Source organism: Psychrobacillus sp. AK 1817 (assembly GCF_008807035.1).
Classification (GTDB): domain Bacteria; phylum Bacillota; class Bacilli; order Bacillales_A; family Planococcaceae; genus Psychrobacillus; species Psychrobacillus faecigallinarum.
Genome location: NZ_CP031739.1, coordinates 192,646 through 214,282 on the forward strand (window position 1 = coordinate 192,646; position 21,637 = coordinate 214,282).

The 21,637-nt window shown below is 35.4% G+C and carries 27 protein-coding genes and 1 riboswitch; of the genes, 22 read left to right on the forward strand and 5 right to left on the reverse strand.

Annotated features, from left to right (window positions below; all coding sequences use genetic code 11):
• Positions 1 to 370: 370 nt before the first annotated feature.
• The 5 genes from D0S48_RS00945 to phoU all read left to right on the forward strand — a co-directional run bounded on the left by D0S48_RS00945 (position 371) and on the right by phoU (position 4,742).
• Positions 371 to 1,345 carry a PstS family phosphate ABC transporter substrate-binding protein gene (locus tag D0S48_RS00945; protein ID WP_151109447.1) on the forward strand — a complete coding sequence of 325 codons (975 nt, stop codon included), beginning with the start codon at positions 371 to 373 and terminating at the stop codon, positions 1,343 to 1,345.
• Between the two features lie 92 nt (positions 1,346 to 1,437).
• Positions 1,438 to 2,370 (forward strand): phosphate ABC transporter permease subunit PstC, encoded by a 933-nt coding sequence (gene pstC / locus D0S48_RS00950; protein ID WP_151113636.1) that lies wholly within the window; start codon positions 1,438 to 1,440, stop codon positions 2,368 to 2,370.
• Entirely contained in the window at positions 2,371 to 3,249 is an 879-nt protein-coding gene (gene pstA, locus D0S48_RS00955) for a phosphate ABC transporter permease PstA (RefSeq protein ID WP_151109449.1), read from the forward strand.
• A gap of 12 nt (positions 3,250 to 3,261) precedes the next feature.
• Positions 3,262 to 4,062 (forward strand): phosphate ABC transporter ATP-binding protein PstB, encoded by an 801-nt coding sequence (gene pstB, locus D0S48_RS00960; RefSeq protein WP_151109451.1) that lies wholly within the window; start codon positions 3,262 to 3,264, stop codon positions 4,060 to 4,062.
• 20 nt (positions 4,063 to 4,082) lie between these two features.
• Positions 4,083 to 4,742: a phosphate signaling complex protein PhoU gene (gene phoU, locus D0S48_RS00965; protein WP_151109453.1), complete on the forward strand. Its 660-nt coding sequence runs from the start codon at positions 4,083 to 4,085 to the stop codon at positions 4,740 to 4,742.
• Positions 4,743 to 4,798: 56 nt separating this feature from the next.
• On the opposite strand, the gene D0S48_RS00970 is transcribed toward phoU, so the two are convergent.
• The gene (locus D0S48_RS00970; RefSeq protein WP_151109455.1) at positions 4,799 to 5,260 is read right to left on the reverse strand and encodes an endolytic transglycosylase MltG; all 462 of its coding nucleotides are present in this window, start codon (positions 5,258 to 5,260) and stop codon (positions 4,799 to 4,801) included.
• Positions 5,260 to 5,610 (reverse strand): hypothetical protein, encoded by a 351-nt coding sequence (locus D0S48_RS00975; protein WP_144535947.1) that lies wholly within the window; start codon positions 5,608 to 5,610, stop codon positions 5,260 to 5,262. Before D0S48_RS00975 ends, D0S48_RS00970 begins: the two co-directional genes overlap by 1 nt.
• A 174-nt stretch (positions 5,611 to 5,784) precedes the next feature.
• Here D0S48_RS00975 and rpmG point away from each other — a divergent pair, with 174 nt between their 5' ends.
• The 5 genes from rpmG to D0S48_RS01000 all read left to right on the forward strand — a co-directional run bounded on the left by rpmG (position 5,785) and on the right by D0S48_RS01000 (position 10,118).
• Complete coding sequence (gene rpmG, locus D0S48_RS00980) at positions 5,785 to 5,934, forward strand: 50S ribosomal protein L33 (RefSeq protein WP_053588882.1); 150 nt, start codon at positions 5,785 to 5,787, stop codon at positions 5,932 to 5,934.
• Positions 5,935 to 6,004: 70 nt separating this feature from the next.
• Positions 6,005 to 6,595 (forward strand): 5-formyltetrahydrofolate cyclo-ligase, encoded by a 591-nt coding sequence (locus tag D0S48_RS00985; RefSeq protein ID WP_151109457.1) that lies wholly within the window; start codon positions 6,005 to 6,007, stop codon positions 6,593 to 6,595.
• The gene (locus D0S48_RS00990) at positions 6,592 to 6,792 is read left to right on the forward strand and encodes a YqgQ family protein (RefSeq protein ID WP_151109459.1); all 201 of its coding nucleotides are present in this window, start codon (positions 6,592 to 6,594) and stop codon (positions 6,790 to 6,792) included. Before D0S48_RS00985 ends, D0S48_RS00990 begins: the two co-directional genes overlap by 4 nt.
• A 219-nt stretch (positions 6,793 to 7,011) precedes the next feature.
• On the forward strand, positions 7,012 to 8,913 hold the full coding sequence (locus D0S48_RS00995) for an LTA synthase family protein (protein ID WP_151109461.1): 1,902 nt from the start codon (positions 7,012 to 7,014) through the stop codon (positions 8,911 to 8,913).
• Between the two features lie 95 nt (positions 8,914 to 9,008).
• Positions 9,009 to 10,118, forward strand: a complete 1,110-nt coding sequence (locus tag D0S48_RS01000) for a YqgU-like beta propeller domain-containing protein (RefSeq protein ID WP_151109463.1) — start codon at positions 9,009 to 9,011, stop codon at positions 10,116 to 10,118.
• Between the two features lie 43 nt (positions 10,119 to 10,161).
• Here the strand turns inward: D0S48_RS01000 and D0S48_RS01005 are convergent, their stop codons facing one another.
• Positions 10,162 to 10,341 carry a DUF2759 domain-containing protein gene (locus D0S48_RS01005; protein WP_144535957.1) on the reverse strand — a complete coding sequence of 60 codons (180 nt, stop codon included), beginning with the start codon at positions 10,339 to 10,341 and terminating at the stop codon, positions 10,162 to 10,164.
• 152 nt (positions 10,342 to 10,493) lie between these two features.
• Here D0S48_RS01005 and D0S48_RS01010 point away from each other — a divergent pair, with 152 nt between their 5' ends.
• Positions 10,494 to 11,132, forward strand: a complete 639-nt coding sequence (locus D0S48_RS01010) for an MBL fold metallo-hydrolase (protein ID WP_151109465.1) — start codon at positions 10,494 to 10,496, stop codon at positions 11,130 to 11,132.
• A 92-nt stretch (positions 11,133 to 11,224) separates the two neighbouring features.
• Here D0S48_RS01010 and D0S48_RS01015 read toward each other — a convergent pair whose 3' ends face one another.
• Positions 11,225 to 11,464: a DUF2626 family protein gene (locus D0S48_RS01015; RefSeq protein WP_144535961.1), complete on the reverse strand. Its 240-nt coding sequence runs from the start codon at positions 11,462 to 11,464 to the stop codon at positions 11,225 to 11,227.
• Between the two features lie 141 nt (positions 11,465 to 11,605).
• The gene (locus tag D0S48_RS01020) at positions 11,606 to 12,286 is read right to left on the reverse strand and encodes a helix-turn-helix transcriptional regulator (RefSeq protein ID WP_191963847.1); all 681 of its coding nucleotides are present in this window, start codon (positions 12,284 to 12,286) and stop codon (positions 11,606 to 11,608) included.
• 387 nt (positions 12,287 to 12,673) lie between these two features.
• On the opposite strand from D0S48_RS01020, the gene comGA reads away from it, so the two are divergent.
• From comGA to gcvPB, 11 genes are all read left to right on the forward strand, one after another.
• Positions 12,674 to 13,690, forward strand: a complete 1,017-nt coding sequence (gene comGA / locus D0S48_RS01025; RefSeq protein WP_151109469.1) for a competence type IV pilus ATPase ComGA — start codon at positions 12,674 to 12,676, stop codon at positions 13,688 to 13,690.
• Positions 13,671 to 14,732, forward strand: a complete 1,062-nt coding sequence (gene comGB, locus D0S48_RS01030; protein ID WP_151109471.1) for a competence type IV pilus assembly protein ComGB — start codon at positions 13,671 to 13,673, stop codon at positions 14,730 to 14,732. The genes comGA and comGB overlap by 20 nt, the downstream gene beginning before the upstream one ends.
• 12 nt (positions 14,733 to 14,744) lie before the next feature.
• Positions 14,745 to 15,074, forward strand: a complete 330-nt coding sequence (comGC, locus tag D0S48_RS01035) for a competence type IV pilus major pilin ComGC (RefSeq protein WP_151109473.1) — start codon at positions 14,745 to 14,747, stop codon at positions 15,072 to 15,074.
• Entirely contained in the window at positions 15,061 to 15,501 is a 441-nt protein-coding gene (gene comGD / locus D0S48_RS01040) for a competence type IV pilus minor pilin ComGD (protein ID WP_144535971.1), read from the forward strand. Before comGC ends, comGD begins: the two co-directional genes overlap by 14 nt.
• Positions 15,491 to 15,802, forward strand: a complete 312-nt coding sequence (locus tag D0S48_RS01045; RefSeq protein WP_151109475.1) for a hypothetical protein — start codon at positions 15,491 to 15,493, stop codon at positions 15,800 to 15,802. The genes comGD and D0S48_RS01045 overlap by 11 nt, the downstream gene beginning before the upstream one ends.
• On the forward strand, positions 15,775 to 16,227 hold the full coding sequence (gene comGF / locus D0S48_RS01050) for a competence type IV pilus minor pilin ComGF (protein WP_151109477.1): 453 nt from the start codon (positions 15,775 to 15,777) through the stop codon (positions 16,225 to 16,227). Before D0S48_RS01045 ends, comGF begins: the two co-directional genes overlap by 28 nt.
• Positions 16,208 to 16,414: a hypothetical protein gene (locus tag D0S48_RS01055; protein ID WP_144535977.1), complete on the forward strand. Its 207-nt coding sequence runs from the start codon at positions 16,208 to 16,210 to the stop codon at positions 16,412 to 16,414. The genes comGF and D0S48_RS01055 overlap by 20 nt, the downstream gene beginning before the upstream one ends.
• 14 nt (positions 16,415 to 16,428) lie before the next feature.
• On the forward strand, positions 16,429 to 16,941 hold the full coding sequence (locus D0S48_RS01060; RefSeq protein ID WP_144535979.1) for a shikimate kinase: 513 nt from the start codon (positions 16,429 to 16,431) through the stop codon (positions 16,939 to 16,941).
• A gap of 117 nt (positions 16,942 to 17,058) precedes the next feature.
• A riboswitch (glycine riboswitch) is annotated at positions 17,059 to 17,153 on the forward strand.
• A gap of 193 nt (positions 17,154 to 17,346) precedes the next feature.
• Positions 17,347 to 18,450, forward strand: coding sequence for a glycine cleavage system aminomethyltransferase GcvT (gene gcvT, locus D0S48_RS01065; RefSeq protein ID WP_151109479.1), 1,104 nt, complete (start codon positions 17,347 to 17,349; stop codon positions 18,448 to 18,450).
• 24 nt (positions 18,451 to 18,474) lie between these two features.
• A complete protein-coding gene (gene gcvPA / locus D0S48_RS01070; RefSeq protein WP_151113638.1) occupies positions 18,475 to 19,821 on the forward strand; it encodes an aminomethyl-transferring glycine dehydrogenase subunit GcvPA in 1,347 nt (448 codons plus the stop codon).
• Entirely contained in the window at positions 19,814 to 21,274 is a 1,461-nt protein-coding gene (gene gcvPB / locus D0S48_RS01075; protein ID WP_151109481.1) for an aminomethyl-transferring glycine dehydrogenase subunit GcvPB, read from the forward strand. Before gcvPA ends, gcvPB begins: the two co-directional genes overlap by 8 nt.
• Positions 21,275 to 21,637 lie beyond the last annotated feature (363 nt).

Genomic DNA, 21,637 nt, shown 5'->3' on the forward strand with positions numbered 1-21,637 from the left:
ACTTCTGTATCCAAAATGAATCTTCAAAAAAGCTACACGCCATATTTGTTTTAATCTCTTTTATTGTTGTTGCTTCGTAAGTATGCCAATACATATTGAATAATGGTCACTTTAAATAACAAACCGGGTTCAACACTTGGTCTCTCAATAGCAGAGTAAAGATGCTTAAAACATTCGATACATCTATAGTGATTCTTTCATAAGAAGTAGAAATACGAAGTTGATTAAAAACTATAATTTAAACTTAACTCTCTAAAAATTATCTAATTCTAATTTACAAAATATTTACACTACCTTTATACAGACTCAATATCAAAGCCTTAAAGTAAAACTTGTAAGACAGAAAACATACTTTAGGGGGATTTACCTGATGAAAAGCTGGAAGTACTTATTAATGACAACTATGGTAGGATCAGCACTTGCTCTAGGGGCTTGTGGAACAGATTCAACAGAAGAGGCAGAAACGGATACGGAATCCGCATCCTCAGCATCGAAAGATTCTCAAGAAGAAGCTGTCTTAGAAGGAAAAGTTTCTGGAGATGGATCTAGTACAGTAGCACCTATACTGGAAGCAGTAGTTGAAGAATATTCAACAGAGCAATCAAAAGTACAAGTAACAGTCGGGGTATCAGGTACTGGTGGAGGCTTTGAGAAATTCATAGCTGGAGATACAGACTTCTCCAATGCATCACGCCCTATAAAAGAAGAGGAAAAGCAAAAATTAGATGAAGCAGGAGTAGATTTCACGGAGTTCCAAATTGCATATGACGGTTTATCGTTAGTAGTTAACAAAGACAATGATTGGGTTGACTCTTTAACAATAGAAGAATTGAAGAAAATGTGGATTGAAGATGGAACAGAAAAAAAATGGTCTGATATCAATCCGGAGTGGCCAGATGAAAAAATTGTTTTCTATTCACCAGGCACAGACTCTGGTACTTATGACTATTTTGACGAAGTAGTATTAGATGAGGCAGATTTAGTGAAATCTGCACAGCTTTCAGAGGATGACAATGTGCTGGTTCAAGGCGTTCAGGGAGATAAAAATGCAATTGCTTTCTTTGGATATGCTTATTACCTAGCCAACCAAGATACTTTAAAGGTTGTTAAAGTGGAAGGTATTGAACCTACAAACGAAACAATTGAATCTGGTGAATATTCTCCGCTATCTCGTCCATTATTTGTTTATGCTAAAAATAGTGCCATCAAGGAAAATCCAGCATTTTATGATTTCATGAAATACACGATTGAAAAAGCAGGAGAAATGGCAGAAGCAGTAGGTTACGTAAGCCTACCTGAAGAAGAATATGAAAAAGGCTTGGCAGATTTAGAAGCTCTTAAATAAACAGAAGATTTTCATGGAGAAAGACATGAGTAGCTTCCGGCTACTCTTTTCTTTCGTTTGGTAAAAGGGGATATACAGTGGTACAAAAAAAGATGATGGATGGAACATCAGTTCAAGATCTAATTGCAAAATCTAACAAGAAAAGATCGAAAAAGTTAATAGAGAAGGTTATACCAATAGGTCTTATGCTAATTGCATCGGTCTCTGTCCTTACAACGTTTGGAATCATTCTAACCTTAGTTGTAGAAACTAGTATTTTCTTTTCTAAAGTACCAATAACCGACTTTTTATTAGGTACAGAATGGTTTCCATTTGCTAATACAGAGCAAGTATTCGGAATTCTCCCTTTAATAGCTGGAACTTTAAAGGTAGCATGTATAGCAGGGATTGTAGCTGTGCCCTTTGGTATTGGATCAGCTATTTTCTTAAGTGAATATGCCAGTGATCGTACAAGAAGAATTATCAAACCCATCTTAGAAGTGTTAGCTGGTATTCCAACCATTGTTTATGGTTTTTTTGCTTTAACATTTGTAACACCACTTTTACAGCAGCTTATACCAGATTTAAAAATCTTTAATGCTTTAAGCCCTGGAATTGTCGTTGGAATTATGATTCTGCCAATGATTGCGTCCTTATCAGAGGATGCGATGTCTTCTGTTCCAAAGTCAATCCGAGAAGGGGCCCTGGCGATGGGCTCTACAAAATTGGAGGTTTCCTTGCGGGTTGTATTGCCAGCAGCATTATCTGGAATTATAGCCTCTATCGTGCTTGCACTGTCTAGAGCAATCGGTGAAACGATGATTGTATCTTTAGCAGGTGGGTCTACACCAAAGTTTGATTGGAATGTAACCGAATCTATTCAAACAATGACAGCCTATATTGTTCAAGTTTCCTCGGGTGATGCTGGCTATGGAACAACCATCTATTATTCCATTTACGCAGTGGGCTTCACATTGTTCTTATTTACACTTTTCATGAACTACTTAGCTCACGTTATTTCGAAAAAGTTTCGGGAGGAATATTAAATGAGATACGTGGATCATGAGTCAGTGATTAAGAGAATGACAGGAAGACTAACATTAAATAGAATTTTTAAGTTTATCTTTTTTTTAGCTACTATGTTTGCGTTATTAGCATTAGGTATATTATTTTATCGAATAATCTCACAAGGCATTGGTTATATAACCCCTGAATTTTTCAATAATTTTGGCTCTCGTTTTCCTGAAAAAGCTGGTATAAAGGCGGCTTTAGTTGGTTCTATTTGGTTAATGTGTGTGGTTGCTCCAGTTTCCTTAATATTAGGAGTAGGGACAGCAATCTATCTTGAGGAATACGCAAAGAAAAACAAATGGAATGATTTTATTCAAATGAATATATCCAATTTAGCTGGAGTTCCTTCTGTAGTTTTTGGTCTACTAGGTTTAACAATTTTCGTCCGTGCGTTGGCATTAGGGAATAGTATCTTGGCAGCAGGATTTACAATGAGTTTACTAATATTACCGGTCATTATCGTTGCTTCACAGGAGGCAATTCGTGCAGTTCCAACAGAGGTAAGAGAAGCTTCCTATGGAATGGGAGCAACCAAATGGCAAACCATTTTAAAAATAGTTCTTCCTTCAGCCATTCCTGGCATTCTAACAGGAGCAATATTAGCATTGTCTCGTGCAGTTGGAGAAACAGCTCCTTTAGTAGTAATTGGAGTTCCTGTAATTATCCACTTTCTTCCTGATGGAGTAATGAGTCAGTTCACTGCACTTCCTATGCAGATTTATGATTGGGCTAAAAGACCACAGTTAGATTTTCAATATGTAGCTTCTGCAGGGATTTTAGTATTAATGATGTTTTTATTGATCATGAACTCAATAGCAATCTTTATAAGGAACAAATTCCAAAAACGTTATTAGGGGGACTCTTAAATGCTTAAAACTAAAACGACCAAACATACAACGAATCAGTCAATATCTAAAATTGTATACGATACACAAGGACTAAATTTATGGTATGGTACTCATCATGCTTTAAAAAATATAAACCTTCAGATTCATGAAAACGAAGTAACAGCTATTATTGGACCTTCAGGCTGTGGTAAATCTACGTATATTAAAACGTTGAATAGAATGGTAGAATTAGTACCAACAGTAAAAACATCCGGACATATTATATATAGAGATAGAAACATCTTTGACGCAGGCTATGGAGTAGAGGAATTGAGAACAAGGGTAGGTATGGTTTTTCAAAAGCCTAATCCTTTTCCAAAGTCCATCTATGACAATATCGCCTATGGTCCAAGAATCCACGGCATTAAAAACAAGAAATTACTAGATGAAATTGTAGAAAAGAGTCTTCGTGGAGCAGCTATATGGGATGAGGTAAAGGACCGATTAAATATGAATGCTTATAGTTTGTCAGGTGGCCAGCAGCAAAGAATTTGTATTGCTCGTTGTCTAGCGATTGAACCTGACGTAATACTAATGGATGAACCTACATCTGCGCTTGATCCTATCTCTACATTAAAGGTAGAGGAGCTAATCCAGGAGTTAAAAAAGGATTATTCTATTATCATCGTGACACACAATATGCAACAAGCAGCTAGAATTTCTGATAAAACGGCATTTTTCTTAAATGGAGAAGTAATTGAGTTTGACAAAACGGATGTTATCTTTTCAACTCCGGAGGATAAACGAACAGAGGATTATATTTCAGGACGTTTCGGATAAAAGAAAGGGGTCAAATGATTATGGTAGGAAGAGAGAAGTTTGATGCGGAGCTTAAACATGTCCAGCAGCTTTTGTTAGAAATGAGTAATACGGCTATTCAAACGATTGACAAAGCGATGGATTATTTGCTGGCTAATGATATTGAAGGTGCATTAACCATTATAAATAATGACATCCATATTAACCGTATGGAAGAAGAAATTAATGATCGAGTAATTTTATTGATTGCAAAGCAACAGCCAGTAGCTACAGACTTACGAAGACTTATGGTGTTGGTGAAGATTGCAGCCGATATGGAACGTATTGGGGACTATGCAGTTAACATTGCAAAAGAAACCATACGCATAGGAAAAGATGAGCATATAGCTCCTATTCATCTGTTAGATGAGATGCGAGTAAAAACTATCTCGATGTTAGAACAAACCTTAACAGCTTTTATCAAAGAAGATATGGACGAGGCAAAAGCCATCGCTAAGCTAGATGATGAAGTTGATGAAATGTATGGTCACGCGATTAAAACCTTATTAGCAGTAGGAGTAAACGAACCAGCTCATCTTAGTCAAGTGACACAGCTCTCCTTTGTGTGTCGTTACTTAGAAAGATCCGCGGATCATGCTACTAATATGGCAGAACGTCTTTTATATTTATTAAAAGGAAGACATTACGAGTTAAACAACTAATCAGACGTTTTATAATAAGAAGAAAGGTAGGCATCCCATTATAGGATGTCTACCTTTTAGTTTGTTATCAGTTCAGTTATTTGCTTGATGGTCATTTTGGAGTCCACTTCATACGTTCCTATTTGAATTCGTGAAGACAATCCTTGGTCAACAATATAATTTTCAAAATCCATTTTATTTTGAATAACTCCTGCTTCTTCTAATACTAAACTAATATCAGAAGAGGTCATACCAGACTCTATAGCTAAGCTAAAAGCGTTAACAGTAGGGGAGGAAACTTCTTGTTTGCTTACCTCTGTTTCATTCTGTTTAGGTTGTTCCTTTTGAGCATTGTTTAAATTGAGCTGCAGCTGGGCAAGTTGTTTTTTTACCTCAGACAGCTCTTGTTGTGATTGTTTATATGCTTGTGCGTCGCCTGTTGAAGAAATATCTTCATTAGATAATCTGTGCTCTAATTGTATAATTGTGCCTGCTAGGAATAATCCGATGCCTAAAAAGCGTATGGCTGTTTTTTTCATTAGCGTGTACCACCAATCACAGATTTAACTTCTTCAACTGTCAAAGAGGAGCGGCTACTAATGTCCTTTAAAGAATATCCCTGTTTATGTAGTTCTAACACCTGATTTTTAATTATTGCATGAACTACTGGTTTTGTAGCAACATTTTTTTTAGGTGCAGTCTTTATTGGATCAATTAGTAATTCCTCTTCGATTACCTTTAATCTACGTTTTAGAGCGCTCGTTTCTTGATAGAGAGTAAAAGAAAGATCCTCGACCTCGGCTTCCACTTTTTTTGAACCATCTTTGATAAAGAAAGAAAGTGCCATTAAAATTATTCCAATGATTATTATAATGATAGAAAAGTCCATAATTTCACCTCAAATTTAAATATCCTGTACTCATACTACCATATCCTAAAAAACTTTAAACAAATTCTTCTATAATATTGTAGATTTTCTTCAATTGTGTGCTATAATTGGTTAGTCGTATAAATCATGCTCAAGTTTTATATTTAATCCTGGCAAAGAGTGGGAGGGACAACCATGCGCGTTAATATTACATTAGCTTGTACAGATTGCGGAGAGCGCAACTATATTTCTAAGAAAAACAAGCGTAACAATCCAGAACGTCTTGAACTTAAAAAATATTGCTCTCGTGAAAAGAAAATGACTCTTCATAGAGAAACTAAATAATAACCTAAACCAAAACCATAAAGGTTTTGGTTTTTTTCTTCGGCAAATAGATGCTAATGGAGGTATTAAAATGTCCAAACAATTAATGAGAAAAAACATGAAGGATAAACTGTCTAGATTAGACAGCGACTTATACATATTATATTCCGAGCAAATTAAAACAAATTTTATAAAGGAAATTTCATCCTTAAACGTTCATACTATTGGATTAACCATATCAGCTTTCCCAGAGGTAAATACTGAAGGGATTATACATGCTCTTTGGGAGTTGGGAAGAACAGTTGTTGTGCCAAAATGTACTCCGCAGGATCGTTCGATGACCTTTTATCGTATAGAAGACTACAATCAACTGGAGACCGTTTATATGAATTTAAAAGAACCTAATCCTAAATTGACCACAGCAGTTGAACCAAGTTCAATTGACTTGCTAATAGTACCTGGAATTGTGTATAGTAAATCAGGGTATAGGATAGGATATGGCGGAGGATATTATGACCGTTTCTTATCCAATTATAAGGGAAAGTCTATGTCTTTGGCTTTTGACATGCAATTAGTTGATGAAATTGTGTCAGAAGACTTTGATCTTCCAGTAGATAGCATTATTACCGAGCGTACAACAATAATGTGTAAGGGAAATAGGGAGATGGGTGAATTAACTTGAAATCCGTATATGATGTTATGCAACTGTTAAAACGCTTTGGGATATTTGTATATACAAAAGACCGAATTGCGGATCTTGAAATAATGGAAGAAGAAATAAAAGAACTGTATTCTATGCAGATGATTGAAGCTCAAGATTTTCAACTAGCCATTTTGTTATTAAGACAGGAAAAAGGTAAATTAAGTAAGTCTTTATAACTATAAATGCTATATGAATATGTGATAAAAAAGCTATCTTCTAAATTAAATGAAACTTATTAGGTTTTAATCCGTCTAACATAGGGTAAGTAAAAATAGGTTTTGTAAATTTTATATTAAAATTCCATTTCATTAATATTGATTTATTTTGATGAAAGGATTAATATATACACTGTTACTTTTACTCATAGAAAGAGTGAATAGGGGAGGATGTAGGCAATGAAGAAAACCTGGCCAACACATTCTATTCTTGTAATTGCAATTGTGGCAACGTGGATAAAAACGTATACTGTGTACCACACGAGCTTTGATATGAAAATCGAGAATATAATGCAACAATTTATTTTATTTATTAACCCTTTAAGCTTTTTGCTTATCGTTTATGGAATTTCGTTATTTTACAAATCCACGAAGGCCCGAAATAGACATATAGTAGTTGTTAGTGTGATACTTTCAATAGTACTTTATGCAAACGCAGTTTTTTATCGTTTCTTTACAGATTTCATCACCATACCAGTCTTGTTCCAAACAAGTAACTTTGGTGATTTGGGATCTTCAGCTGCAGCAAGTATCTTCTTGACTGATATCTTCTATTTCACTGATGTTGCGATTATTTTAATAGCAATTAAATGGTTAAAAATAGGTGAAAAAAGTAAGGTTATTAAAGCATCAACTAGAAGAGCGTATTTTGTACTTTCTGCTGCTATTCTATTTTTAAATTTAGGGCTTGCTGAAATTGAAAGACCACAGCTTCTAACAAGAAGCTTTGACCGTGAAATGCTAGTAAAAAATCTTGGTTCATATAACTACCACTTATACGACATCTTTATTCAGTCTAAGTCACACGCACAGCGTGCACTTGCAGATGGAAGTGAATTAGTCGAAGTTAATAACTATATACGTTCAAACCAAGCAGATCCAAATGAAAAAACGTTTGGTTTAGCTGAGGATAGAAATCTTATTGTTGTTTCGATGGAATCTTTACAATCCTTCGTATTAAATAACGATATGAACGGACATGAGGTAACACCGTTTTTAAATTCTCTAACAAATGATAAGGATACTTTTTACTTCTCCAATTTCTATCATCAAACTGGTTTAGGTAAAACGTCCGATTCAGAATTTTTAGTAGAGAACTCTCTTTATGGTTTAGGCGGAGGAGCAGTATTTTTTACACACGGAGAAAATACATTTCATTCAATGGCTGAACGTTTAAATGACGAGGGTTACTTTACAAATGTTATGCATGCAAACAAGAAAAGCTTTTGGAACCGTGATATGATGTATCAGTCACTTAACATTCAAAAGTTCTATGATGTCATGAGTTACGATGTGAATGATGATAATTCAGTAAACTGGGGTCTTAAGGATATTCCCTTCCTTGAGCAATCTGTCGACTTAATGACAGACATGCCACAGCCTTTTTATTCACGTTTAATCACTTTAACAAATCACCATCCTTTTACATTAGATGAAGAAGATATGTTAATACCTGAATATGATTCGAACTCTGGAACACTAAATAGATATTTCCAATCAGTTCGTTATATGGACGAATCCTTAAAAATATTCTTTGATGATTTAAAAGAAAAAGGATTATATGATAATTCTATTATTGTAATGTATGGTGATCATTATGGAATTTCTGAAAATCATAATGCTGCAATGTCACAGTATTTAGGTAAAGAGATTACTCCATATGAATCTGCTAAATTACAAAGTGTACCTATGTTTATCCATATCCCAAATAGTGGAGCTGGAGAAGAAGTTAGTGAAATTTCAGGGCAAATTGATTTGCGACCTACAATCTTACATTTGTTAGGTGTTGAAACGAACAAAGATATGCAACTAGGTGCAGACATTTTTTCTGAAGATCATGAGGAATTTGTTATTAACAGAAATGGTGGATTTATTACTGAGGACTACGTATATGCTGGAAACACTTGTTATGAGAATGGTTCAGGTATAGAGGTAGATGTGGAAAACTGTCAGACGTATATTGACAGAGCTACTCAGGAGCTAGGTTACTCCGATAAAATTATCAATGGAGACTTACTACGATTTTATGATTTAAAAACTGGTAACCTCTTGATTGATGAAACCAAAGAGTCGGCAAAATAGGTTATTTTTAAAAGCACAGACAAAAAAGTCTGTGCTTTTTTATGAAACAAAAGTCTATTTGAAACGTCTAATTTGTAAGGTGAGGGGGGAGATTGTTGAAAAAAATTGTGTTCTTGATTTTTTGTGTAATTCTACTACAAGCGTGTAAAGAAAAAGAGCAGCCATCGGTAGAAACCCCTGATGACGTCTCCCAGCAACAAACCCCAGTTAAAGAAGTACAAAATAAGTCCAATGAAACAAAAATGCCATCAATCCACTTGGAGCGTTCAAAATTTCACAGCGTGATCGGTTGGTTGTCTGATGATGAAATTTTATTTGTTTTAGTAGATAAAGGTCATTGGATATTAAAGTCTTACTCGATATCTAAAGAGGAATGGAAAGAAATTTATAGAACGAACGTCCCAATTATACAAGGGAAAATTCACCCGAACAAGGAAATGATTCTATTACATACTTCTAACAATTCTTCATCTGCAGAGGTGCAATTATTACATAAAAGTGGAGTTGTAGAACAAAGTCTCTCCTTTAAATCAGCAGAGCTTTATATGGATTGGCATCCAACCAACTCAAATTTAATAGTGTTCTCTACCTTTTATGAGGACTGGACTTATAATGCTTTTGTTTATGAAGGGTCTACACAAGAATTGAAAGCTATAGATGTTGAAAATCCTTTTGTTAAATGGTTTGATGAGGAAAATTTAATGGTCTTCGACTGGAGTGGATCGAGCTTAGATGGTAGTTCATTGAAACTTTATTCAACAGTTGATCATGAGATTCAAGATACAAAATGGGAACATATAATAGATGTTCAGAACTTTGGTAAATCGATGTTATATATCCAAGTAGATGAAGAAAAGATGGAATTTAAGTATCACTTAGAAGACAAAAATAGTGGGGAAATGTTTGAATGGGTCTCCCCTGCAGTAAGTAATTATTCAGAATGGGTAATTCCTACAATATCGATAACTTCCCCAAACAGTTTCATTGCTTTTCAATCAAGGAAGGCAGGGAATATGGACGAAACGAACGAAAAAAGTATTATAGCAGGCTACACAGTAAAAGGGGAAGAGTTATTTGGCGATATTAACGAGCGTCCAATAGACTGTTCACCGAGTGGTAAGATTTGTTTAGGCGGACATGAGAAAGAGCAATGGATTTCATTGAAACCTCTAAAAGAAGCAAAATGGTTAAATATAATCGAATAGAAAAAGCTGCTATACAGTTGTATAGCAGCTTTTTCTTTGCGTTTTAGTGTAAGCTTGGTGGAAATCCTTGGTTTATTATTGTCATAACAGTAAAGAAACCAAAAACTGCAAATGTACCAAAGTTAAATAAAACACTCAGTAAATTTTTCTCTTTGAGAGCTTGGAAAGTGCCTATAATACCTAGCACTGCAACAAGACCAAAAATAACCATTAATAAGTTCATGAAAGACACTCCTTCCGACATATTAAATGAATGTCGCGATTGCATATTCCTCTTCTATTGTAATTGTTATCTCTTCTTTTGTCGAGTAATAAAAGTGGCGAAAGATTGAACAATGGATGCACTTTCGTTTAATATAGAAGGGAGGTGAATTTATGTTAAATATACGTACATATCCATTGGGTTTTATCCAAACGAATTGCTATATCATTTCTAATGCAAAAAAAGAGTGCTTAATTTTTGATCCTGGTGGAAATGGAGAGCAGCTAGTAAAGGAGTTAAAAAGACTAAATTTAAAGCCGATTGCTATTCTTTTAACCCATGCACATTTTGACCATATTGGAGCTGTAGATGATGTTAGAGAAGTATTCAGTATACCAGTTTATATACATCCTTCAGAAAAATCTTGGTTAACAGATCCAGGAAAGAATGGATCTGCTAAATACGCCGAAATTCCGAATATTTCTGCCAAGGAGGCAGATTTCTATTTAAGTAAAGAGGAGAAAACAAGTATAGGCGATTTTGAATTTTTCATTTCTCACACCCCAGGACATTCACCGGGTAGTTTAACTTTTTACTTTGAGACAGACGAATTTGCTATTGTAGGAGATACGTTATTTCAAAATAGCGTCGGTCGCACAGATCTCCCAGGAGGCAACGAGAAGCAATTGTTACACTCCATACACACAAAGCTATTAACGCTCCCAGAAGCAACTGTAATCTATCCTGGGCACGGACCTGCGTCAACTATCCAGGATGAAATGAACTCCAACCCGTTCTTGAATGGATTTTAATCAAAAGTAAATTTGAACAAGGGTTGTTTAACCCCAAATAAAAAGCGAATTTAAAAAGCAGCCTCCAATATGGAAGCTGCTTTTGGACTTAATTAATGTCCACCTGGTACATGTATGAATGTAGTGTAGTATGTAAAGCCGGCGAAGAAGAACATTAAGTAAGCCCCGAAGATGTACATATACATACGCTCAGATAGGTTTAAGAACCCTAAAAGAAGGAATAACCCCGTATTTGCTAAAAATAGTAAAGAAGCTTCTGACATATCACCTAAATAAAACATAACTGCAAAAATCCCTGTCCAGAAAGCCATTACTTTATACATATTGCCCAATTGTAGTCCCTCCTTTTGCAAAGAATACAAATAATTCTCCTATTCATTATAAATGAAAGTGTTCTTACATGTAAACTGATTATTAAACATCTACATTGGAATAACATAAGTTTGTCACAAATAAGATACATCTTCACCTCATTATAGGACTTCCACATGATATACGCAATTAATACAGTGATTCTGTTTGCTTTCTAATTGAACAAAGGTGTTTTCAGGGAAAAGAGTATCAAATTGTCCCTTTAGGAAAGATTCATGTAATATACATATAAAATGTGGATATTTATTCAAATAATCCTTATAAGGACAATTAAAGATGGAAAAGGTAATAATTTTTTTATTCTCTTTTTCAGTTACGTTCGGGATATAACCAATCGAATGGGCTGTTTCTTTCATAATTTCTAGTTTATCTTCAAAAGTTAGTGTATCCACTTGTTTATAATTTATCGCTTTGTGACCGTTTTGATAAGCGATATCCTTTGCTTTATCAATAGCTGCATCACCCATAGCATCAACTAATTCCAATAACCATTCAAGTAATAAATGATTCTCCTGTTTGGGAAAGCTTAAGTGGATAGGATCCTCTGCAAGCACATAAACTCGTGCAGGACGACCGCCTTTTTCATTTTTAACAAATTTAGATGTCAGCAGCTTCGCTTCGTTTAGTTTCGTAAGATGTAGTCTAGCAACATTGGGGTGAATCCCGAACTGTTGTGCAATTTGCTGAACGTTCACTTCTTTATTTTCTTTTGTAATATATTGATAGATTGAGTACCTGGTCTCATCAGCAAGGGTACCAGTTAATTTTAATGTGTCGGACAAGTAAATCCCACCTTCCATTAACTATATTATAAGGGAGAAATTAATAATGATAAACTAATATAAAGTAAACAAGTCAATAATTCCTATTTATTTTACAAAATATGATAAAGACGAAGATAGAATAAAGATTATATCATGAAGTATAATTTATTTTCGCTTTAGACAGAAGCTTTCTGTGAGGTAAGTGATAATCCTCATCGGTTGCTAACGCACTACTAGTAGTTCCAATCAAGAAAGTGCAAAACGTTTGTGTATTTAAATGCCAATATTATTTAATTTATCAATTACAAATATTTTAAAAAATCACTTTATTTATTTTGAGAAAGGAAGTATACTATGTTGTACAAGCTTTTGCGGCCAAGCTTGTAACTGGGGAAAGGATAGATAATGCAACAGGAAGAAAATATAGTGGAACAAAAATGCTTTCAGCTATTAAAAAAAGCTCATCAATTTGGTGCTTCAGATTTTCATATGATTCCTAATGAAGAAATCTACACGTATTCTTTTAAAAAAAATTCCCAAATGTTTGAGGCAGGTCAGCTCCCATTAAATCTTGGTGAAAAGATCATCTCATACTTCAAATTTTTATCCTCTCTTGATATTAGCGAAAAACGCAAACCACAAAGCGGTTCCTTTCAACACATATTTAACTCCCAAAAGTTTTCATTTCGCGTTTCCACTTTACCATCCGTATACGGAAAGGAAAGCCTTGTCATTCGCCTACAGCAACATGATAATGCCAAAATTATTCATTCGCTATCCTTGTTCAGGGGTGCCTCTGAACAAATCGTAGAATTAGCAAACAAGCGTCAAGGTATGATCCTTTTTGTTGGACCAACTGGCTCAGGAAAATCCACGACGATGTACTCGTTAACTAAGTATTGCGCAGAAAATATGAATCGGCATGTTATCTCTCTAGAAGATCCAGTAGAAAACAGTCAATCTTATTTACTACAAATTCAGGTGAATGAGCGATCTGGTGTGACATATGCCAAAGGTCTAAAGGCTATTTTAAGGCATTCACCAGATGTAATTATGATAGGAGAAATAAGAGATAAAGATACTGCTAAGGCTGCAATTCAAGCATCTTTAACGGGACATTTAGTAGTGTCCACAATTCATGCAAGGGACGGAATAGGTGCCTTATACAGATTAATGGATTTAGGTATTAGCTTAGATGAGCTGAAACAAACAGTAACTGGAATTGTTACTCAAAGTTTAGTTACAGTAATTAAAACTAATACGCCTGAATTATCAGCTATATTCGAAATTATATCTGGTGATATATTGGAAGAAGCTCTAACTTCCTTGAGTTATGGCAGTAGCTTTAAAATACCTTTTCCGCTAACTCTTTCTTATCAAATTGAAAGGGGGATTAGGGAAGGTGTTATTAAAAACACTTAAAGCTTATTTTCATAAAAAAGATGAAATTGTACCGGTATCACAGCAAGCCACCTTCCTTAATAGATTGAGCGAATTACTGAAGGAGGGTTATATTTTTCATGAAGCTGTTACGATGCTTTTGCCGTTTCATGTTAAAAATGTAAATGTGGTTCAAATGAAGGTGATGGACATTCAAAAAAGAGGGCAGAGTATAGTAGAGGTATTTAGGATGCTTGGATTTCCTAATCGGTTATTGCTCCCTCTTCATTTATCATCTCAGCATGGCCATCTTGCAGAGACTACTGAAATTTTAAGCATCAATGCTAAATTTATGGAGCAAGCAAGAAAGCGGTTAAAGACCCTATTAATGTATCCTCTCTTTTTGTTTGTTGTCATTTTTTTATTGTTTACTGTTTTTCGAATATATTTTCTCCCTAATATGGAATCTTTACTTTCCAAAAATCAACCCCAACCTCAAAGCTCACTTGCGCTTACCAATACGTTATTAAACCTTCCTAACATATTCCTTATATTTTTAATTTTCATGATAGTTTTTATAGTATTTCTATGGTTCATATTTAGAAACAAAAGTGTTGAATTTAAAATAGCACTTCTTAAAAAAATACCGATTATCAATAACTGGTATCGTTTACTGTTAACTAGAGTATTTTCGAGAGAAATGGGTGTACTTCTAGAAAGTGGTTTATCTCTTCAAGAATCCTTTGGAGCATTAATTAATCAGAAGGAAAACAAATTACTTCAACATATAGTATGTGAGATGAAGGAAAAGGTGATCTACGGTTCTTCCTTCTCTGAGGGGGCTGTATTAGTAGATAGTTTCACAGTAGACTTTCATCAATTTATCGTACATGGGGAGAACAACGGATACTTAGGTAAGGAATTGACTTTATACAGTGATTTTATGAATAAACAAATGGAGGCAAGGCTATCTAGATACCTTAGTATCATCCAACCAGTAATGTTCCTAATATTAGCAGTCTTTATAATAGGTGCTTATCTAGCTATATTACTACCAGTTTATGAAATGATAAATATAATTTAAAGGAGCAAGTTTATGTGGATAATCTTAAAAAATGAGCGGGGCTTTACACTAATAGAAATGATGATTGTATTGCTAATCATATCTGTTTTAATATTAATCTCTATTCCTAACGTTACCAAACATTCTGCCAACATAGATAAAAAAGGATGTGAGGCATTTGTGAAAATGGTAGAAGGCCAAGTACAAGCATATAAAATAGATAAAAATGTGACCCCTACGTTGAATGATTTAAGTGTGGCAGAGTATCTAGGTGAGAACAACAAAAATTGTCCGGGAGGGGAAGAAGTTATTATAGTAGATGGGAAAGTATCAATAAAGGATTCAGACAATGGTGGCGGTTAAGTTAAACCAAGATGGTTATACCTTAATAGAGGCTATCTTGATGCTATTGATCGTTATGGTAATTACGTCAGCAGTTATTTATGGAGCAAACGATAAAATAGAGGAATTGGAAGAGAAAAGATTTTTACATCAGTTTCATTTAGATTTACAACAAGCTCAATCCATTGCCATAGGTAATCAACAATTGATTACATTAGCATTTGACGAGAATAGAACTAGTTACTCCGTAAAACAATCGGGAACTATACTACTGGAATGTAGCCTACCATCTCATATGAGTTTGTCTATAGATAGTTATTTAAAGGGACTACGCTTTCAAACTAATGGTGCTGTCAATCAATTTGGGAAATTTTCATTCCTTACTAAGAAGGGAACTAAAATAGTGACAGTTCATATTGGTTCCGGCAGGGTAAGCTATGAATTGTAAAGGATTTTCTTGGGCAGAAACATTATTGACACTGTTTATAACATTTATGGTGGCTACTATGTTAATACCTCTTCTTACGAAGATGAGTGTGCAGCTAGAGGATAAAAAGAGGAAATACCATTCGGCTGTGGTCATGAATGAAGCTGCCAAAATGTTCATAACTGAAAATATAACAGGTGGATCACTCACCATTGAAAATATTGAATATCAATTTCGTGTAGATTTCCAGCAAATTTGTATTGAGTACAAGGGGGTTCGGGGGGAGAAAGTAAATTGCGTAGATACCTCACAAACAAACTAAGTAACGAAAAAGGTTATACTTTTATTGACGGAATTTTACAGCTTAGTGTGTTTATCATTTTTGCTCAAATATTTGTGCTTATTATGTGGTCGTTATATACAACAGAAAAGAAGGTAGCTGATCCATCCGAAATTGAATGGGCATTATTTATACAATATGTGGAAGCTTATTTGAATGATGTAGAGAATTTTATAGTTCAAAGTGAGCAACCTGGAATTCGTTTTTATAAGCAGGGTATAGAGTATGATGTGGAATACTCATCTAATGTCGTAAGAAAACAAATAAAAAAACTTGGTCATGAGCCACTTCTATTAAATGTCCAAACATTAAATGTGAGTGCTGAAGGACAAAAGATTACATTTTTCGTTACTTTTTTTAATGGACAACAAAAGGAGCATACTTTCTATGTTACGTATTCTACTTGACCAAAAAGGTGCATTATTATTAGCTTCCACTATCCTGCTATCTATAGTTTGTTTTTCGGTTTTAACGATAACTGCAGCATACCAATCCAAATATCGAACATATGATTCGTTGGAAATCCGTCATATTAGTGATACTATCAATAAAATAAGTAATTTTATTGAGCGTGAAAATAATCCTGGTATGTAGTGAGTTGATAAAAAATGTACAAGATTTATTTAGTGGGTTTTATGGGCAGTGGTAAAAGTGCTGTCGGGAGAAGACTGAGCTATCTCTTGAAGATGCCCTATTATGACATGGACAAAGAAATTGTCAAAAGACAGAAAATGTCGATTCCTGAAATATTTGAACAGCATGGAGAGGCCTATTTTCGAAATTTAGAGACCGAATTTTTACTAAATTTTCGAAAAGAATCTTGTATTATTTCCACGGGTGGAGGTGTAGCGACACTCGATAGAAATATTAAAATTATGCGAAACAATGGATTGGTGTTGTTTCTTGATGCTACCTTTGAAGACATTTGGATACGCATAAAGAACGATAAAAATAGACCAATCGTTCAAAGAAGCACGAAGGAAGAATTACAGCTACTTTTCAACACCCGTAGGAGAAGTTACAAAAAGGCTGCCCACATAACGATTCGTACGGAAAACAGGCATCTTCGTCAAATAACAGAATATGCAGGATTTCAAGTAAATCGACTTAAAGGCGAATGATTTAGTGATTTTATATATTTTTGTTCGGTTTTTAATAAGTTTATCAAAAATGATTGCGCTCTCTTAGGTTCAATGTTAGGATATAGACAAAGCTAGTGTTTTGTCTATATTTAGCGGATGAATATATGGGGAGAGAACGCATCAGCTGCGTCGCCGAAGGAGCAAGTAATTACTATTATGAATCTCTCAGGCAAAAGAACTCGTATAGGACGCAACTCTGGAGAGTGCTTTCGTTATGAACGGAAAGCCACCAAAGGGGAAAGCCATTTATGGTAAACTTTCAGGTGCCAGGACAGAGAACCCTTTTTACGTTAAAGGGGTTTTTCTGTCCTTTTTTGCGATTAAGAAACCATTTAGCTTTTTTTCACTTATGCTTTTTCTACCTATTAAAAGGAGGAATTTAAATTGTCAGAACAGTTAAAACGTACGCCTTTGTTTGATGTCTATTCATCTTACGGAGGGAAAACAATCGATTTTGGTGGCTGGGAGCTACCAGTTCAGTTTTCAAGTATTAAAGAAGAGCACGAGGCAGTACGTACGAAAGCTGGATTATTTGATGTATCCCATATGGGTGAAGTTTTTGTAAAAGGTCCGAACAGTGAAAGCTATTTACAAAGTCTTGTTACCAATGACATTTCAAAGTTAGTGAATGGGCAAGCACAGTACAATGTGATGTGCTACAAAGAAGGTGGAATTGTCGATGACCTCTTAGTTTATAAACTGGAAGATCAACATTATTTGTTAGTTGTTAATGCTGGTAATATTGAAAAAGACTTTGAGTGGATGAAACAACATACTATTGATGGTGTTGAGTTGGACAATAGATCAAATGATTATGGCCTGTTAGCTCTGCAAGGTCCTAAAGCACAAGAAATCCTTCAAAAGTTAACTTCTCAGGATTTAACTGAAATTAAATTTTTCAGATTTAAAGATAATATAGACGTTTCTGGCAAACAAGTACTAGTTTCTCGAACTGGCTATACAGGAGAAGACGGGTTTGAAATCTATGCAGCTAGCAATGATATGAAAGATTTATGGAGCAGAATTCTAGAATCAGGTAAAGAAGAAGGTTTACTACCTTGTGGACTAGGTGCTCGTGATACACTTCGCTTTGAAGCTTGCCTACCATTATATGGCCAAGAATTGTCGAAGGATATTACTCCTCTTGAAGCAGGGCTTGGCTTTGTTGTGAAGTTAAATAAAGAACAAGATTTTAATGGCAAATCTGTTTTAGTAGAACAAAAAGAAAATGGTGTGCCTAGAAAGAGTATTGGAATTGAAATGATTGATAAAGGAATTCCTCGTACGGGTTATCCAATCTTTGCAAATGATAAGCAAATTGGATTTGTTACTACGGGAACTCAATCTCCTACTTTGAAAAAGAATATTGGTCTGGTTCTAATTGACGCAACATTTGCAGAAATTGGTCAAGAGATAGAGGTTGAAATTCGCAACAAGCGACTAAAAGCAGTTACTATACCTACTCCATTTTATAAAAGAGAAAAATAAGCCAAAGAAAGAGGTTGTCCATTGATGAAGCATCGTTATTTACCAATGACTGAACAAGATCAAAAGGAAATGTTAGAAGTAATCGGCATTTCTTCTATTGATGAATTGTTTGCTGATATCCCAGAAAAGGTTCGTTTTAAAGGTGAGTATAATATTAAACCTGCAAAGGCAGAATCTGCTCTTTTAAAAGAATTAAGCCAGTTAGCTGCAAAAAATGCAGATAGTAAACAGTACGCTTCTTTCTTAGGTGCCGGAGTATATGATCATTTCAAGCCAATCGTTGTGGATCATGTTATTTCACGTTCTGAATTTTATACAGCTTATACACCATACCAACCAGAGATATCTCAAGGTGAGCTCCAAGCTATTTTTGAGTTTCAAACAATGATTTGCGAATTGACTGGAATGGACCTTGCAAACTCGTCAATGTATGACGGTGGTACTGCTTTAGCTGAAGCAGGTAACCTTGCGGCAGGACACACGAAACGTAAGAAATTAGTTGTTTCTGAGGCAATCCACCCTGAATACATTGATGTAGTTAAAGTCTATGCAAAGGGTCAAAATGTGGATGTGGTTACTGTACCGATGAAAAATGGAGTAACGGACCTAGCTAAGCTAGAAGAAACTGTCGATGAGGATACTGCGGCGGTTATGGTTCAATATCCGAACTTCTTCGGTCAAATTGAAGATTTAACGAAAGTTGAACAAATAACACATGCAAAAAATGCATTGTTTGTTGTTTCTGCTAATCCTCTTGCTTTGGGTGCCTTGACACCTCCAGGTAAATTTGGAGCAGATATTACAGTTGGAGATGCGCAACCTTTTGGTATTGCTGAAGCATTTGGCGGACCGCACTGTGGCTTCTTTGCAGTAACTTCTAAATTAATGCGTAAGGTACCAGGCCGTCTTGTTGGAGAAACAACTGATGAGGAAGGTCGTCGTGGATTTGTATTAACGCTACAAGCTCGCGAACAACATATTCGTCGTGATAAAGCTACTTCCAATATCTGTTCTAACCAAGCCCTTAATGCTCTTGCCGCATCTGTAGCAATGACTGCCCTTGGTAAAAAAGGTGTAAAAGAAATGGCTATTCAAAATATTACTAAGACTCATTATGCGAAACTAGCATTTGAAAAAGCTGGTTTTGAGGTTCCTTTCCAAGGGGCACATTTTAACGAAATCGTAGTTAAAGTTAATGGCTCAATAGCTGATGCGAATCGTAAGCTTCTTGAAAAAGGAATGATTGGTGGGTTTGATCTTGGCCGCGTTTATTCTGATCTAAAAAATCATGTGTTGATCGCAGTAACTGAGCAACGCACAAAAGAAGAAATAGATACACTCGTTCAAGAAATGGGGGCTCTTTATGCATAAGGACAATCAACCACTAATTTTTGAAATAACAAAAGAGGGTAGAGTAGGATATAGTCTTCCTGAATTAGATGTCCCAGAAGTAGATTTATCCGAAATATTACCTGTAGGGATGATGCGTGAAGAAGAGGCACAGCTTCCAGAAGTATCAGAACTTGACCTTATGCGTCACTATACAGCGTTATCTAACCGTAACCATGGAGTGGATACAGGCTTTTATCCACTTGGTTCATGCACGATGAAATACAATCCAAAAATCAATGAATCTGTTGCACGCTTCCCAGGATTTGCGAACATACACCCACTTCAAGATGAATCAACAGTGCAAGGTGCAATGGAAATGTTGTATGATCTACAGCAATCTCTAGTAGAAATCACAGGTATGGATGAAGTTACACTACAACCTGCTGCAGGAGCCCACGGTGAATGGACCGCTCTTATGATGATTCGTGCATTCCACGAATCAAATGGTGATACACAGCGGACAAAAGTAATTGTGCCTGACTCTGCACATGGTACAAATCCAGCTTCTGCTACTGTAGCAGGATTTGAGACAATCACAGTTAAGTCAAATGAAGATGGTTTAGTAGATTTAGAGGATCTTCGTCGTGTCGTAGGTCCAGATACTGCTGCCCTAATGCTTACTAACCCTAATACACTAGGATTATTTGAGGAACACATTTTAGAGCTAGCTGAAATTATCCATGGTGTAGGCGGTAAGCTTTACTATGATGGTGCAAACTTAAATGCTGTTATGTCTAAAGCACGTCCAGGAGACATGGGCTTTGACTGCGTTCATTTAAACTTGCACAAAACATTTACAGGTCCTCATGGCGGTGGTGGTCCAGGTTCTGGACCAGTAGGAGTGAAAGCAGATTTAATTCCTTTCCTTCCAAGCCCAGTTCTAGTTAAAGAGGACAACAAATACACATTTGACTACAATCGTCCACAAACAATTGGCCGTGTTAAGCCGTTCTATGGTAACTTCGGTATCAATGTTCGTGCATACACTTATATTCGTTCTATGGGTCCAGATGGTCTAAAAGCAGTAACAGAATATGCAGTATTAAATGCTAACTATATGATGAGACGTTTGGAAGCTTATTACGACCTTCCTTATAACCGCCATTGTAAGCATGAATTCGTCTTAAGTGGCCGTCGCCAGAAGAAATTAGGAGTTCGTACATTAGATATGGCTAAGCGTCTGCTTGACTTCGGATATCATCCACCAACAATCTACTTCCCATTGAATGTAGAGGAAGGCATGATGATCGAGCCAACTGAAACTGAATCGAAAGAAACATTAGATGCATTTTGCGAAGCTATGATTCAAATAGCTAAAGAAGTGGAAGAAAATCCAGAAATCGTTCAAAATGCACCACATACGACGGTAATCAATCGTTTAGACGAAACAAAGGCAGCTCGTAAACCTGTTTTAAGATACACAAAATCATAATTATCAAGTGCGATCCTAAGGGGTCGCACTTTTTTTATAGGAGTATTGCTTAAAATGGCTATACGAATAGTTGTAATCTAGTAATTATATGAGGAGATGAGATGTATGAAAATAATAAGGTTACCCTATTGCATCTCTGAAGTTAAAGGGCATAATAGAAAAAGTCGAAGGAGGAAGAGGGAGAATAAGAGAATAATATTCTCCCATTCTTTCTTAAAAGGACGAGCCCAATTCTGTAGGAGATAATAATGTGAAAACAGTTATTAGAAAAAAAAATTAAAAAGAATAGGAACCATTAATATTAGAATTACACCTACGACAGTAACGGTTATAATTTTAATCAGGCTCTTTTTCACTTCTTTT